The following is a 15,826-nucleotide window of genomic DNA, read 5'->3' as shown; positions in this document are numbered from 1 at the left end:
CCCTTTTCTGTGTGGCTAGAATAGATAAATTGTTCTGGTGTTCATCACCCCTTTAAAGGATTCTATGGTAATAATTAAACTTCAATATAACCTAGTTCTTTAGATATAGAATCGGCCGTCTTAATTACACTCTGTCTAATCATGTGTTGGTTGCTTCCTTGCATGTAAGATACCGGCCCAGCTAGATTAACTGCAGCAATCGTTTTACCTGAATATGATAAAATAGGCGCCGCAATAGCGTACGTACCTGTTGAATTTTCATTATTACTAATTGAATAGCCTACGTCTCTTACTTTCTTCAAATCCTCTTTCAGCTTTTCGATATTTGTAATCGTATTTGGAGCTTGTTGAGAAAGCCCTCGTTCAATGGTTTCTTTCAAGTAGTCATTGTTATAGGCCAACAACACTTTTCCTGTACTCGTAGCATAAGCAGGCTTTCGAGACCCAATGTATGTGTGGATAGGCGAAGCTTCTTGAGATGATATTTTCAAGACAAATACAACTTCCCCTTTGTCAAACATTCCGATATGAGCAGTGCCTATGAATCTGCTTATCAAGTCTTTTACAAGCGGAATAGCCTTATCATAAATATCTTGTTGAAACATGACGTTGTTATTCCACTCCAGCAATTTCCACCCCAAACGATATCGTCTATCCTTGTCCCTCATCAATACACCTTCATTGCACAGTGTACTGATTAAATGATGTGTCGTACTAGGGCTCATGCCAAGTTTACCGGCTATCTCGGCATTTCCTAAAACCGGTTCCTCACTAGAAAAACAACTGATAATATAACAAGCCTTTTTGACAGATTCTATCACGTTATGTTCTCCTCTCTTACTAGATTTATAGCTGTTTGACAATCTACGGTTGTAAACGCTTTCATACAAAGTGAAAAGAAATTGTAATTATCCCCATATCCGTTGAGTGTCTGCTAAGTAACATACACTTTTTTGCTTATCCTTAGGAGTGAACTTCGTTTATGTAGTAATCTAAATTATACGAATCTTAAAGCAAGTTAACAAGTTATAAATTTCATAATATGAAACTTATTTAACAAATTTACAAATTGCCAGAATATCAGTTCACAAAAAAGCTTTTTTAAACATAAGAATTTTAATAATTAATCTCCCGCAAAATAACACTCGATGTTCATTCGTAACATCGAGTGTTATTTTACTTATTGATATATCTATACATAGAAAACAACCAGTCTAACAGCCCTTCTATTAATCTGCTTTTTCATCCAATTCAGTCTGAACAATAACTCGCTTCCCGATTGTTCGTTTCCAGATAAAATAACAAATTGTAATGAAAAGTAACCATGGAAAACCTAATAAAAGGGTCGCTTTAAAGTCAGGCGAGAACCACGTTGACAATACAACACTAGCTAATAATCCAGCCCCAAATATAGTCAGGTATGGATAACCTATCATTCTAACTGGTAATTTCCTTCCTTTGGTTTCATTCCAATTTTTCCGGAAAAATAAGTGTGTAATAAAAATCATAAACCATGCAAACATAGCTCCAAAGCTTGATAATGAAATCATTGTAACGAATGCCGTGTCAGGTTTTACTATGGTAAAAAATGTAGCAAATACAATTCCAATAACAGAAACAAATAAAGCTATAGATGGTACCGACTTTTTATTTAGCTTTCCTAGTATTTTTGGAGCGTACCCACCGCGTGATAAGGAGAACATCATTCGTGTTGATATATATAATTGGCTATTCATAGCAGAAAGTGCAGCAATCAACACAACAAAATTCATAATGGCGGCAGCACCCGGTATGTTAACAATCTCCATTACCTTTACAAAAGGACTTTTATCTGCACCGGCCATATTCCACGGCACGATCATTAGCATTAAAGACAATGTAATTAAATAAAAAACGATCAAACGAACAACAGCCGATCGTAAAGCGATTGGAACTGCTTTTTCAGGGTCTTTTGCTTCTCCAGCACTTACTGCGATCATTTCAATACTTAGATAGCTAAATAGTGATATGAAAACAGCAATCCACATACCATAAAAACCATTTGGAAAAAAGCCACCCTCTGCCACGTAGTTATGGATTCCAATAGATGAAGTTTGATCCGCTCCAACTATGACGTAGACAGCTAATATAATAAATCCAGTTATCGCAACAACCTTAATTAAAGAAAACCAATATTCCACAATTCCAAACAGCTTTACGGTTGTTGCATTTACATACATCAATATTGCAGCAAACAATACGATCCAGACGATGGCAGGAACTGTGGGAAACCAATATTTCATATACACAGCTACAGCGGTAACTTCTGTCCCAATCGCACACACCAGGCTAAACCAATAAGAATAACGGACCGTGAACCCCGCCCAAGGATTAATATACTTTTCCGCATAGGCTCCAAATGAACCTGTCACAGGATGGGCCACTGTCATTTCCGAAAGACATCCCATCAGCAGTAAAGCAATTAACGCACCAATTGCATAACTCACAATAACACTTGGTCCGGCTAAGCCAATAGCCAACCCGCTACCGAGAAACAAACCTGTCCCAATCGCTCCGCCTATTGCGATCATTGTAAGCTGTCCAGTTGTCAGACTGCGATTTAACCCTTTTTCTCTTTCAATAATATCTTGGAAATCTGTTTCCTTCTTCCCCATCGCTTTTCCCCCTTATTTTTTAAGACACTACATTACGTTCTTTACCATACTGTTCATATCGTTTTTCAAGAACAATCCTTTTGAGTGTTTGCACCGTGTCGAAAACTTCTTCATAGGAGGTGTAAAAAGCAATTGGTGCTAGTCGGATAATATTCGGGGGGCGATTATCAGGGATGACTCCCTCTTCAACGAGAGCCTTACAAATCCGAATAGCCTCATCGTGCTCTAGACAAACATGCCCGCCACGTCGTCCATCCTCCATTGGATTTCCAATATAATAGCCCAGTCCTTCCAACTCTTGTTCGACTAATTCCATCATAAAGCGAGTTATCTGAAGAGACTTCTCACGTACTTTTTCAATATTTGCTTCGGCAAAGAGTTCCAAGGAAGCAATAATTGGAGCTAAACTGAGGATGTGAGATGTTCCAACCTGGAAAGCTCCAGCTGATTCTTCTACTTCCAATGTGTGGCTCATGTCAAATTGCTTATCTTTTTTTGAGCTATACCAACCTGTTAACCCTGGCTCAATACCAAAATGTTTCTTATTTACATACAAACCTGCTACAGAGCCTGGTCCGCCGTTCAAATATTTATAATTACACCAGACAGCAAAATCCACTCCCCAATCACTAAATTTGTGAGGTACTGCGCCAATTGAATGACATGCATCGAATCCAATCTTAATACCTCGTTTATGGGCTTCCTTCGTCAATCGTTCAATATCCAATAATTGTCCGCTTCGATATAGTACTGTCGGCAAGAAAATCAAAGCTACCTCATCAGTCATTTTTGAAATTATGTCATCCTCTTCTATCATCCTTCCATCCCGACTCTTTATACGAATCAAGTGTTCATCGGGATTGTAGCCCTGTAGTTTAATCTGACTTTGGAGCGCATAAATATCTGATGGGAATGTAAGTTCATCTGCCAAAATTTTTGTTTTTTTGCCGTTTGGTTTATAGAAAGTAGAAACTAACTGATGTATATTACTCGTTGTCGAACCACATATCATAACTTCCTTGCTTTCCGCTCCAATGAGAGGGGCACACATTTCACTCAATTTTTCTGGTAAGTAGAACCAAGGGTAATTTCCTTTTGTCCAGCCTTGGATAGCTAATACCTTCCATGATTCCATTAGTTCATTTACTTTGGTCTCCGCTCGTTTTGACATTAGTCCAAGCGAGTTACCATCCATATAAATTTGTTCTTGCTGTAAAAAGAATTCATCTCGGTATTGCTGAAATTCATCTTGTTTGTCGAATTCTCTAGCTTTTTCTTTCGAAATCACTTCTGTTTTACTCATCTTATACGCCTCCAATTATCTGAATTTACTTAATACTATTGTTTAGTTGACACAGTGTCAATATCTTTTTGTGTGAATTTCAGTAGGTGAAATTAAAACACACTTCATTGTAGGAAAGCGTACTGTACGTTACAATGAGTACAATTAAACACGAAAGGAGAAAGGCTGATGACACGAGAAGAAATCACAGATGGGCGAAATTTGAGGTCCATTGCAACAAAAAAGCGTTTGCTCGAAGCATCTAAAGAACTTTTCTATGAGAATGGCTTTGAAAAAACGACTATCACACAAATTATCAAGAGGGCCGGCACAGGATACGGCACCGCTTACGTTTACTTTAAAGGAAAAGATGAAATTTTAACTAGTCTGATTGAAGACGTGATGCAAGAGTTCCTTGACATGGCAAATACTCCGTTCGCTCCTGCCACCAAACAGGAAGCGAAAACTTTGATTCATAAGCAAGTCCTTCTATTTTTAAATATGGCAAATGAAAATCACCAAATTATGAAAGTTTTCTCGGAAGCAATCGGTCTGTCTTCGACTGTGGACTCGAAGTGGAATGAAATACGCGAAACGAATATTCATTATATTACGAGGGATATTACATACTCCCAATCACAAGGTTTAGCTCGTACAGATTTGCAAGCTAACTTGGTTGCTCGCTTTTGGTTTTTCGCCAATGAAAACTATCAGTGGGAAGTAGTACATAAAAAGAACACGGCTTCTATTGAAGAAATCGCGAAAACCTTAACTGATATGTATGTGGATGGATTATATATCATGTAAAAAAGCGAACCGCCACAATTAGGCAAGTTCGCTTTTCTATCATACGGCTTCAGATTGATCGTCAACCTTCTCCTTATAATTCTCGCTTCTGTTTAATTTCTTTCATTGTCAAACCACCTGCCCCCCATTTCGTATCCGCCACCTCTGTCACAATAACCCGTACTTGTTCTGGTCTCACTTCAAGATTGTCTACAGCTGCTCCCGTAATATCTTCAATTAACCCTTTAATTTGTTCATCGCTTCTTCCTTCCAAAACTTGCACTTGAATAATTGGCATATTACACCTCGTTTTTGTATTTTTACATACCATGCTATACCACCTATTCGTCTATATCAATTATTAAAAATAAGTTTTCAATACATTCTTCAGCCTATACTAAATCCCTTTTGAGTACTAATTTGTCAGTCTTCAAATATAGGAACATTTTGATATCCATGAACTTTTCAACTCGCTCTTAGCCGCGTCACACGTAACTTTTTTATACCTAAAGATCACTTACTCTTCATCTCCTTTATTATTCCCTCGACTTGTTTCAAGAAGCCAATTCCATAATCGGATTGAACTAATTTTCAACGTTGCATGTTTACAAAAATAAAAATCGGTTATCCATTAGATAGGTAAGCGAATCAACCAAACTAGAGGAGGAAATTAATTATGAATTTAAATAAAAACTTTATTAAAGTTGGAGCAGCCGCTTTATTATCTGTCGGAATCTTAAGTGCCTGCGGTGATGACGAACCTGACGTTAACGACAATGATGTAAACGTAGATGAGCCTGTCGTCGTGCCAGAAGACGGCGACGGAAACGTAGATGAACCTGTCGTAGTGCCGGAAGATAACCCTGACACTGATGTAGATATGGAACCAGACGCTGACATCGATACGGATATGGATGTGAAAGACGAAGAAGATGGGGACGACAAAGCAACGAATTAATTGAAACGTTCTACGTATTTTTCACAACAATAAAAATTACTATCCTGAAATCACTAGGTCCCGCCTAGTGATTTCAGTAATTTTTAATTTGTACATACATTACTACCAGTACATCAAGAGCTTTAAATAATTCGAAGTATAATAAATAGTTTTATCTCGAAATTAATAAGCTTTCTTTAGGCAAATGTGTATAATTTCTAGCACATCACCACAAGATGACAAATAGTGGGTTGGAAAAATTGTGAAGTCCACATATAAGAGGAGGAGAGAAATGTGACAGAACCACAACAACCTGAGACTACTCAAAAAGGAATTAGTCGCCGAAATTTCATGAAGAATACCGGATTCTTAGCAGGTGGTCTAGTCGGCGGTTCATTATTCGGAGGGTTATTGACCAACCAGTTACAAAAACCCGAAACTGGAACCAAGAACGCGACCCACATTGTAACGGAAGCTCGGACATTTTTTAGTCGCGGGGAAGACTTTGATATCTTATCCGCAGCAACGGAACGAATCTTTCCTAAAGATGATTTAGGCCCCGGCGCAATTGAACTTGGCATTCCTTATTTTATTGATCGACAACTGACGAGCGAGTGGGGAACAAATGCAAAAGAATACATGCATGGTCCTTTCCCTCAAACAGCAGCTGTAGAGAACTATGAAAATAAAGATCGGGACCAAAACAAACAAGGTCCGAATGCGGATACACAAGTTCCGGCTCCTACACCAAGATATCAAACGAAGATGACTAGGGCAGAAATTTTTACAGAAGGTATCCGTGCCATCGAGCAGACTTCTCAAGAAAAATTCAAAACGAAATTCAAAGATTTAGAACCTGATCAACAAGATGAAATACTTCAACTTTTCGACGAAGGTAAAGCGAATATGAATGGCGTTAATTCCAATACATTCTTTAACCTCTTACTTCAAACAACAATAGAAGGCGCATATGCAGACCCGGTCTATGGCGGTAATCGCAATATGGACGGTTGGCGGATGAAGGAGTACCCTGGCCCCCGCATGAGCTATACTGCCGACATTGATAAAGACGAATTCATTGTGATGAAGCCTGAAAGCTTACGTAGTTACCAAGGAAACGAAGACGAACACGGACACTGATAATTGGAGGGAAGCATATGGCGAAGAAATTAGAAAAAGTGGATGTTGTAGTCGTCGGCAGTGGTTGGGCTGGCGGTATCGTGTCCGCTGAACTGGCGAAAGCCGGATATAAAGTGGTTACATTAGAACGCGGTAAAAAAGTGGACCGCGCAGACTATATCGGAGTGAAAGATGAGCTTCGCTATACAAACCGTTATGAAATGATGCAAAATCTAGCCCCTGAAACCATTACATCGCGCGTTACAATGGAAGATACCGCACTTCCCGTCCGCACACGAAAAGAAATGATGGCGGGTACAGACCTTGGGGGCGGAAGTGTCCACTGGGCAGGTGCCACCTATCGCTGGAGAGCATACGACTTTGAAATTCGTTCTAAGACAATCGAGCGGTATGGTAAGAATAAAATTCCTGAGGGCATGACCATTCAGGATTGGGGCATTACCTATGATGAAATGGAACCTTATTATGACCGCTGGGAAAAGACAGCCGGTATTTCCGGAGAACCAGATCCGCTCGGCGACAAACGCTCAAGCGACTATCCCAATCCTCCAATGAAAGAATCACCTGCTGTACGATTGTTTAAGGAAACTACAAAAAAAATGGGTTATCACCCTTACCAAGTCGCATCCGCAAACTTGTCTCAGGCGTATACGAATCCTGACGGAGAAACATTGAATGCTTGTATGTTCTGTTCCTTCTGTACACAATATGGTTGTGACTTCTCAGCCAAGTCAGATCCTTTAGCCACTGTTATTCCAACCGCCATCAAAAACAATTGTGAATTCAGAACAAATTCGCTTGTACGCCGCGTCCTACATAGTGGTGGGAAAGCTACAGGAGTTATGTATACGGATACACTCACTGGTGAAGAATTTGAGCAACCAGCTGATGTCGTGGTGCTTGGAGCATTCTCCTTTACAAACAATCGACTGCTGATGCTATCGAAAATCGGTCAACAATATGACCCGAAGACGCGCAAAGGAACTATTGGACGGAATTTTAACGGTCAAATGAATATAACATTCCAAGGTGCAAGAGGATTTTTTAAGGAAAAGAAATTCAACCTCTACATGGGAGCAGGTGCTTTAGGCGGCACGATGAGTGACTTCGCAGGGGACAATTTTGATCATACCAATTTAGATTTCATTAATGGCGGTGGAATCGAATTCCGTCAATACGGACACGGAGCGATCGCAACCAATAATGTCCCAGATGATACGCCAAGCTGGGGCCCAGAGTTCAAGAAAAATTCCGTTTTCTATACAAATCGCTACATGAGAGTCTGGTACACACCAGCAATTATGTCTTGGTGGCATAATTATCTTGACTTAGATCCGACGTATAAAGACGAATTTGGCGATCCATTATTGCGTGTCACGAACCGATACACAGATCAAGATCGCAATATTGCGAAGTTTGGTGTTGAAAAATGTACGGAAATCGTAAAAGAAATGGGCGCAGACATCGTCAACCCAGATTCTATACCCGATGAATTCGACCATATCTACGACGGAGGCCACTACGCGGGCGGTGTTATTATGGGAGCTGATCCAGCAACTTCCGCGGTAAATAACTACTTACAAATGTGGGAAATGGAAAACCTGTTTGTCGTTGGTGGCTCAGCATTTCCTCAATTCGCAGGACATCACCCGACTGCTACGATTGGAGCGCTTGGATATCGTGCGGCTGAAGGTGTAGAGAAATATTTGAAGAATGGTGGTCAGCTTGTTGAAGCGAAACAAGCTAGCATGAATGCTTGATAATTAAACGGCTGGAGTTTTTTACTCTAGCTGTTTTTTGATGTTTAGTTTCAGATTTTATAATTCACAGGATAAAGTTTACAAACTATATCCCTTGATTTCCTCCTAAATACGCTTTATACTGAGAGTACCAATAAAACTATATTTGTTTTTAAAGTTTTCAAACTTACAGATAAAGACAGGAGGAGGATAAATGAGAGCTCGGATTATGAAAGGATTTCTCGAGGAAGTTCATGAGAAAAGCATGAAGTTTACGATGGATGACCTGGCGAAACGACTCGGGATTAGCAAGCGCACATTGTATGAACACTTTTCTTCTAAAACCGATATTTTGGATGCTATCATTGATTCTACTTTAAACGAATTTGATGAAAAGACTGAGATGATTATACAAGATCCAGAATTATCACTTTTAGAAAAGATTAAGAAAGTGATCACTGTGATTCCGAAATATAATGACTTTTACAACTGGCAAATTCTTGATCAGATGAGGAAGTCACACCCTACGCAATGGGAACGCGTCAACGCTGCACTGAATGAGTGGGATGATTTGCGCAAATTGATTGAACAAGGCATTCGGGAAGGACTCATTGTGGAACAAAATGTTTCATTACTGATGAAATTGATTATTGACGCTACAAACTCTACAATGGATCGACAATTTTTCTATGAAAACAGCATAACAGTCACAGAAGCATTGGACTCAATAGTAGATATTCTGCTATTCGGCTTCATTACAAAAAATCCTAAGTGAGATTGTACACACACGGATTTTTTATGCCAAAATAAACTAATAAAACAAAAATAGTTTTAATGTTTTACAACAACTTTGAAAGCGAGATGGAATTATGAGCCTCCACATACGTGAGGTAACTACTGAAAATTGGGAGGATATCGCCTATTTATCAGTAAATGACGACCAAAAGAACTTTATTGAGAGCAATGCTTTTTCCTTAGCTCAATCCAAATTTGAACCTGAATGGAAATCAGTTGGACTATATGATGAAGAAGAATTAATCGGTTATGCGATGCACGGCCGGGACAAAACGACAAATGATGTATGGCTGGATCGTTTCATGATCGATCACAACCATCAAGGTAAGGGGTATGCCAGTCGATTTCTCAAACATTTGCTGATAGAAATGCAGAAAAAATATGATTGTGAAATGATCTATTTGAGTATCTATCCGGACAATACGAAAGCACAGCGGTTATATGAAAAATTCGGTTTTGTATTAAACGGAAAGATAGACAACCTTGGTGAATTTCCCTGCCTCATAATGGAACTTGACTTAAAAAGGAGTCCTTTAAAATGAGTTCACCTTCACCTAAACTGAATCAATTAGATACCGAGTCAGTTGGACGTATCTTTCTACGTTATTTAATTCCATCTACAATCGGAATGTTGTTGATGGCGATTAATATCGTCGCGGATGGAATCATGGTCGGTAATCGATTAGGAGCGGAAGCGTTAGCGGGAGTCGGCATTGCGGCTCCCGTTTATACGATCTTCTTCGCGATTTCACTTTGGATAGGTATCGGTGCAGCAACGAAATATTCCATGGCAATGGGAGCAAAAAAGATTGATGAGGCCCGCACAATCTTCACGCACGCCATTTTATCTATTTTCGTATTTACATTGCTGATTGGACTGGCGGCCTTTATTTTCCGTAATCCACTTGCCTATGTACTGGGTGCCAATTCTACTACATTTCCTTATGTATCGGATTATTTATTTGTCATTTTGTTATTCGGCTTTATTTTTACAGTAGAAAATACGTTTAGCATATTCGTTCGAAATGACGGTGCACCAAATCTTTCTATGGCGGGTTTAATTGTAACGTCTGTCGTCAACATTGTGCTAAATTACATTTTTCTCTTTATTTTTGACTTTGGTGTATCCGGCGCTGCTTTCGCTACGATTATTGCTTCATTCTTAGGAATGCTCGTACTGTCCAGCCATTTTTTTAAGAAAACGAATAATTTAAAGCTCATTCGTTTTTCATTTAATAGAAAATTATTCGCAGCCATTATAGTCATTGGTTTTCCAAGCTTCTTATCCGAATTAGGGATCTCTGTTTTTACGATTTCGCATAATATCGCATTTGAACGAACAGCTGGCACAGATGGCGTCGCCGCTTTTTCCATTCTAAATTATGTTCACAGTGTCATGTTGATGCTGTTCCTCGGAATGGGTGGCGCCATCCAGCCGCTTATCAGTTATTATCACGGAGCCGGCAATCTTGAACGACAAAAGGAAACGATAAAAAAAGCGACGATGACTGTGGTATTAGCAGGAGCTGTCTTTTTCCTTATCGGACAATTCGCTGCGGGCCCTATCGTTTCCATCTTTGGTGATTTTCCGCAAAGCGTAAGAGAGTTAGCAAGTACAGGAATTAATCTATTCTTTATCGCGTACTTATTTACGGGAACGAACTTCGTCATGATGACGTATTACCAATCAGTTGGCAATGTTCGGATGGCAACATGGATAACAGCTTCTAGGGAAATTATCGTAATGCTGATTTTCTTGTTGATTTTACCAAGAATTTTTGGTTTAAATGGCATTTGGTTAGCTATTCCAGCATCTGAATTCCTTGTATTTATCGGGGTATTCCTATACCAGAAGAAGTCGACGAAATTGCTCTAAATTGAAAACAAGCTATCGAGGAAAATCCTTTTTTGGATTCGCTACGATAGCTTGTTGTTTTGCTGAAATTGCACGTTTTTATAAAGCATCTTTAATAATACGTTTATAATTCAACACGGAGAGGATACCAAAGATCGAATACAATCCTGTGTAGATCAGCATGACAATAACTGTCGGTGTTGCCAGCTCTGTCCCAAAGAAGAACCAACCAGATTTCACAGCAAAATAGCTATGACACAAGCCTACAATAAGCGGAATGCCGAAATTGAAAAGTTGTTTTCTTTGTATCCCTTTGATTAAATCTGCTTGCGTAAAGCCCAACTTCCGAAGAATCGTATAGTTAGCCTTTTCATCTTCACTTTCGTCCATTTGTTTAAAGTAAAGAATGCAACCAGATGTAACGAGAAACGCCAGCCCTAGAAAGCCAACAATGAACATAATTAACCCCATGTTTTGTTTCTGGCTAATGCTAGCCTCATATCTCGATTCATAACCAGCCCATATATTCAATTCCAACTCATTGAAAATCGAATCTGCCTTCTCGATTTCTTTTTTGTCCACAATGTTTATTCCGACATACTCAGGAAACTCAGATTTCAATGCCGGATCCTGTTCAGCCTTCATTTTTTCAAATATTTTTTGGTTTACTACAGCGACCGGAAAAGCGTAGGAAAGTCTAGAAGATAATATCGATACATCTTTAAACCCTTTGAATGTTAGATCATACACGGTCTCCGCATTTGAAAACCCGACTTGCCCACTTTCTTGAAAGTTCAGCAATTTCTTCGTAAAATCCTGTTGATTGACGAAAAATACCTCTGCTTCTTCAACATGTAATTCAGGTACCGCCTGATCGCTTATGACAATCATATCCGTGTTGCTGGCTTGAAAGCCAAACTCTGAATCTTCCGGCATGGATAAAATGTCGGATAAATCCGTGTTAACCCTTACTAAATCGATATAGGTCTCGGTATAGTCAATTCCCTCTTCTGCAAGTGCATTTGTAAATTGCTCTGCATGCTTTGCATTCGGAATGGAAAAATCATGCGGAATGTTTTCTTTTGCCGATTTCTCGGCTGAATAATACGAAATATAACTTAAAGACAGCAATGAAATCGCAAGTGCAGATAATGCCGTAATGACAGTCAGCAAAAAGGAATTGGATTTCATTCTGAACATAATGGAGGAAAGTGACAAGACATCCTTCACATTCAAATAGCCGCCTTTTTGTTTGCGAATTAAATTAAAAATAAAACTGACGGATCCCTTATAAAATAGATAGGTTCCTAAAATAACTGAAGCTAGTATGGTAATCATAACCATATACAATTGACTACCTAAAAACGTACTGCTGAACATTTTAGATGATAAATAATAACCAAATAAAATGAGTGCGATCCCAAAAATTCCGATAATTGCTTGGAATGGCGTCATTTTTTGTACGCGTTGCTGTGTAACAGATGCAACCCGAAACAACGATAGTATACTCTGTCTTCTTATAAAAATATAATTCATGATTAAAATTAACACATAGATCACTGAAAATACAACCAATGTTTGGAATAATGCTTGTTGCGAAAAGTGTAATGTCGCGACATCCTCCACACCCGTTACTTTAAAAAGAATGATCATTAACAAACGAGACATTGAGAATCCGAGCAATACACCGAGTATAAGCGATCCTACATATAGGAATAAGTTTTCCACACTAAGAATACGGAAGATCATACCCTTCGTCATCCCAACCAATTGGAATAATCCGATCTCTTTACTGCGTCTTTTGATAAACAAATTGTTCGCGTATAACAGAAAAACCGAAACGATACCAACCAATAAAACAGAGCCCGCTTTAATGGCTGCCGCCCCTTTAATCGTTCCTTTTGTTTCATTTAACGCAGGATCGTATTGTAACGTTACAAATGCAAAGTATAAACCAACACTAAAAACGAGCGCAAAGATGTACAAGTAATAATGCTTTAAATTTTTCTTTGTATTACGGTAAATGAGTTGGTTAAGCTTCATGTTTAACCCCACCTAAAACGCCTTGGGTTTTAATAATATCATTAAAAAAGTCACTTCTATTTTGCTCGCCCTTATTTAGTTGGGTATAGACCTGCCCATCCTTTATAAAAATCACTCGTTCACTAAAGCTCGCAGCAACAGGATCATGTGTCACCATAACGATGGATGTGTTTCGTTTTGCATTTAAGTCACTCAACTTGTTCAGCAGATCGGAAGCCGCTTTTGAATCCAGCGCGCCCGTTGGTTCATCCGCAAAGATAATACTTGGATCATGAATAAATGCACGGGCTGCAGAAGTTCGTTGTTTCTGACCTCCCGAAATTTCATTTGGATATTTATTTTCGATTTCTAAAATACCTAGATCCTGAGCGACTGCACGAAATTTATCGTTCGCCAATTTTTTCGAGACCTTTTTAATGGATAACGGAAGAAGAATATTTTCTTTAACGGTTAGTGTATCCAGTAAGTTATAGTCTTGAAAAATGAAACCTAAATGATGTTTTCGAAATTCTGCAAGTTGCTTCTCTTTCATTTGATTGAAGTTTTGGCCTTCAATTGTAATTGTCCCTTGGCTGACCCGGTCAATAGATGATAGTACGTTGAGTAACGTGGTTTTGCCTGAGCCGGATGCCCCCATAATACTGACGAATTCACCTTTATGCACTTGTAAGTCTAACGCCCGCAATACTTCTTGCTTATTAAATTTATTGCCATATGTTTTATGGATTTTTGTTGCTTCGAGAATTACCATATTCCTCACTCCTTCTATACTTTATATTCTAATCATTCCATCCATCTTTCTCCTGTGTTTGACATGACAATCATAAAAAGCATGTGACATTCTCGTCACATGCTTAAACGCACGAATTCATTTTCTTGTGGAAACGTTAACGTAATCACAGTGCCTTCTCCTATTTTGGATTGGACTTGAAGATCAAGATGTAGTGACTCTGCCACTAACTTTGTTAAATACAATCCCATCCCCGTCGCGGCGTGATCGTGATGGTTCAGCGTGCTAGTAAAACCTTTATCGAATATCCGTGGAAGATCTCTTGCATCAATGCCGCGTCCAAAATCTTGTATAGAGAGTTTCTTGTTGCCGTTTTCAACGAAGCTGTGGATTCGGATATCAGAAGCCTCGCTGTACTTCACAGCGTTTGTTAAAAGCTGTCGGACGATAAAACCAAGCCATTTAGCATCCGTAAGAACTTCTTTTATTTCTAAGTTCACATCAAAACCGATCCCCTTCTGCACACACCATAATTTTAATGACTTTATCTCCTGAAAGATCAATATTTGTAAATCCGTCTTCTCTATATATAAATCATTTTGAATGAAGGGAATGCGTTTTTGATGTAATTGCTGATCAAGCAACAAATGGACTCTAAGCCACTCATACATTATTTGAGAACGGAGTGGTTGATCCGTTATACGATCAATCATTAACTGCATCGTCGTTAATGGTGTCTTCACTTCGTGGATCCAGTTGAGTATCTCATCCTTCTCTTGCTCCACGCTAACTCGCAATTCATTCAGCTGACTTTTATATGTGGTATTTTGCTCGGAAATCATTTCAGAAACGATCTCTTCAAAAGGACTGTTGGCGTGAGGCACTGTCGTCAAATCGAATGATTGGTTATGACGTTTTAATTCATGATAAAACCGAGTTTCTTTATAGTAGCGCACGATGAGAAATATGAAGAAGAACAAACAAGATAAAAATACAATGTATCCCACAGATTGAAAAGGGATACTCACATCTAAGAAGCCCATCAATAAAACCAGGAGCTGAAAAAACAAAAAGAACAGAATCCAGCTGACCCTTTCTTTTATGAAATATCGTATCATATCGATGATTCTTCCTTTGCCATATAACCTTGACCAACTTTTGTTTCAATTACTTCACCCAAACCGATTTCAGCAAGCCTTTTTCGCAATCGGTTAATATTGACCGTTAACGTATTATCACTTACAAATCGTTCATCATCCCATAAACTCGTGATTAATTCGTCGCGCGTTACAATTTCATTCTTTCGTTCAACAAGTAATTTCAAAATAAAGAGTTCATTTTTCGTGAGTTCGATTAATCCGGTTTCATTTGAGACAGTCCCTTTAATAAAATCAATCGTCGCGCCGCACCAAGTCTTTAATTCAAGCGGTTGCTCGGTATTATAATTATAAACACGGCGCAAAGTAGCTTGGATTTTCGCAATCAGGACATCAAAATGAAAAGGCTTTTGCACAAAATCATCCGCACCAAGCTGCATGGACATCACCATATCCGTCGGGTGGTCTCTTGACGATAAAAATATAATAGGCACATTTGAATGCGAGCGGATCATTCGGCACCAATGAAAACCATCAAACTTTGGCAGCTGGATATCGATGATAACTAAATCCGGTTTAATTTCCGTAAATTCCTGGAGAACATTTGAAAAGTTGGTCACGCCTGCCACCTTATAAGACCATTGTGTTAGGCGTTCTTTTACTTCTTGAAATAATGTTTGATCATCTTCGATCAGCATAATCGTGAACACGGAACCCACCTCATTTTTCATCATACAGATATTCAATTTCAATTAAGATCCTATTTTA

15 protein-coding genes are annotated in these 15,826 nt (G+C 38.9%); 7 read left to right on the top strand and 8 right to left on the bottom strand.

Annotated elements, in window-relative coordinates:
• Positions 1-74: 74 nt before the first annotated feature.
• From H7J92_RS17030 to kynU, 3 genes are all read right to left on the bottom strand, one after another.
• Entirely contained in the window at positions 75-821 is a 747-nt protein-coding gene (locus H7J92_RS17030) for an IclR family transcriptional regulator (protein WP_009498744.1), read from the bottom strand.
• Positions 822-1,229: 408 nt separating this feature from the next.
• Positions 1,230-2,654: an amino acid permease gene (locus H7J92_RS17025; protein WP_221838184.1), complete on the bottom strand. Its 1,425-nt coding sequence runs from the start codon at positions 2,652-2,654 to the stop codon at positions 1,230-1,232.
• A gap of 19 nt (positions 2,655-2,673) precedes the next feature.
• The gene (gene kynU / locus H7J92_RS17020; protein WP_221838183.1) at positions 2,674-3,957 is read right to left on the bottom strand and encodes a kynureninase; all 1,284 of its coding nucleotides are present in this window, start codon (positions 3,955-3,957) and stop codon (positions 2,674-2,676) included.
• A 168-nt stretch (positions 3,958-4,125) separates the two neighbouring features.
• On the opposite strand from kynU, the gene H7J92_RS17015 reads away from it, so the two are divergent.
• Positions 4,126-4,743, top strand: coding sequence for a TetR/AcrR family transcriptional regulator (locus H7J92_RS17015; protein WP_009498749.1), 618 nt, complete (start codon positions 4,126-4,128; stop codon positions 4,741-4,743).
• 73 nt (positions 4,744-4,816) lie between these two features.
• Here H7J92_RS17015 and H7J92_RS17010 read toward each other — a convergent pair whose 3' ends face one another.
• Positions 4,817-5,053 carry a 2-hydroxymuconate tautomerase family protein gene (locus H7J92_RS17010; protein ID WP_425441360.1) on the bottom strand — a complete coding sequence of 79 codons (237 nt, stop codon included), beginning with the start codon at positions 5,051-5,053 and terminating at the stop codon, positions 4,817-4,819.
• Between the two features lie 345 nt (positions 5,054-5,398).
• Here H7J92_RS17010 and H7J92_RS17005 point away from each other — a divergent pair, with 345 nt between their 5' ends.
• The 6 genes from H7J92_RS17005 to H7J92_RS16980 all read left to right on the top strand — a co-directional run bounded on the left by H7J92_RS17005 (position 5,399) and on the right by H7J92_RS16980 (position 11,209).
• Positions 5,399-5,680: a hypothetical protein gene (locus tag H7J92_RS17005; protein WP_221838181.1), complete on the top strand. Its 282-nt coding sequence runs from the start codon at positions 5,399-5,401 to the stop codon at positions 5,678-5,680.
• A gap of 273 nt (positions 5,681-5,953) precedes the next feature.
• Positions 5,954-6,799, top strand: a complete 846-nt coding sequence (locus H7J92_RS17000) for a gluconate 2-dehydrogenase subunit 3 family protein (protein WP_343228107.1) — start codon at positions 5,954-5,956, stop codon at positions 6,797-6,799.
• A 17-nt stretch (positions 6,800-6,816) separates the two neighbouring features.
• A complete protein-coding gene (locus H7J92_RS16995; protein WP_221838179.1) occupies positions 6,817-8,559 on the top strand; it encodes a GMC family oxidoreductase in 1,743 nt (580 codons plus the stop codon).
• A 193-nt stretch (positions 8,560-8,752) separates the two neighbouring features.
• The gene (locus H7J92_RS16990; protein WP_221838177.1) at positions 8,753-9,313 is read left to right on the top strand and encodes a TetR/AcrR family transcriptional regulator; all 561 of its coding nucleotides are present in this window, start codon (positions 8,753-8,755) and stop codon (positions 9,311-9,313) included.
• A gap of 94 nt (positions 9,314-9,407) precedes the next feature.
• Complete coding sequence (locus H7J92_RS16985) at positions 9,408-9,875, top strand: GNAT family N-acetyltransferase (RefSeq protein ID WP_009498755.1); 468 nt, start codon at positions 9,408-9,410, stop codon at positions 9,873-9,875.
• The gene (locus H7J92_RS16980) at positions 9,872-11,209 is read left to right on the top strand and encodes an MATE family efflux transporter (RefSeq protein WP_221838175.1); all 1,338 of its coding nucleotides are present in this window, start codon (positions 9,872-9,874) and stop codon (positions 11,207-11,209) included. The genes H7J92_RS16985 and H7J92_RS16980 overlap by 4 nt, the downstream gene beginning before the upstream one ends.
• A gap of 78 nt (positions 11,210-11,287) precedes the next feature.
• Here the strand turns inward: H7J92_RS16980 and H7J92_RS16975 are convergent, their stop codons facing one another.
• The 4 genes from H7J92_RS16975 to H7J92_RS16960 all read right to left on the bottom strand — a co-directional run bounded on the left by H7J92_RS16975 (position 11,288) and on the right by H7J92_RS16960 (position 15,768).
• Positions 11,288-13,231, bottom strand: coding sequence for an ABC transporter permease (locus tag H7J92_RS16975; RefSeq protein ID WP_221838172.1), 1,944 nt, complete (start codon positions 13,229-13,231; stop codon positions 11,288-11,290).
• Positions 13,221-13,982 carry an ABC transporter ATP-binding protein gene (locus H7J92_RS16970; protein ID WP_009498759.1) on the bottom strand — a complete coding sequence of 254 codons (762 nt, stop codon included), beginning with the start codon at positions 13,980-13,982 and terminating at the stop codon, positions 13,221-13,223. The genes H7J92_RS16975 and H7J92_RS16970 overlap by 11 nt, the downstream gene beginning before the upstream one ends.
• A 95-nt stretch (positions 13,983-14,077) precedes the next feature.
• Complete coding sequence (locus tag H7J92_RS16965; protein WP_009498761.1) at positions 14,078-15,079, bottom strand: sensor histidine kinase; 1,002 nt, start codon at positions 15,077-15,079, stop codon at positions 14,078-14,080.
• Positions 15,076-15,768 carry a response regulator gene (locus H7J92_RS16960; protein ID WP_221838169.1) on the bottom strand — a complete coding sequence of 231 codons (693 nt, stop codon included), beginning with the start codon at positions 15,766-15,768 and terminating at the stop codon, positions 15,076-15,078. The genes H7J92_RS16965 and H7J92_RS16960 overlap by 4 nt, the downstream gene beginning before the upstream one ends.
• Between the last annotated feature and the right edge of the window lie 58 nt (positions 15,769-15,826).

Source organism: Sporosarcina aquimarina, from assembly GCF_019748715.1.
Taxonomy (GTDB): Bacteria; Bacillota; Bacilli; order Bacillales_A; family Planococcaceae; genus Sporosarcina; species Sporosarcina newyorkensis.
This window is presented reverse-complemented; position numbering and strand designations above follow the sequence as displayed.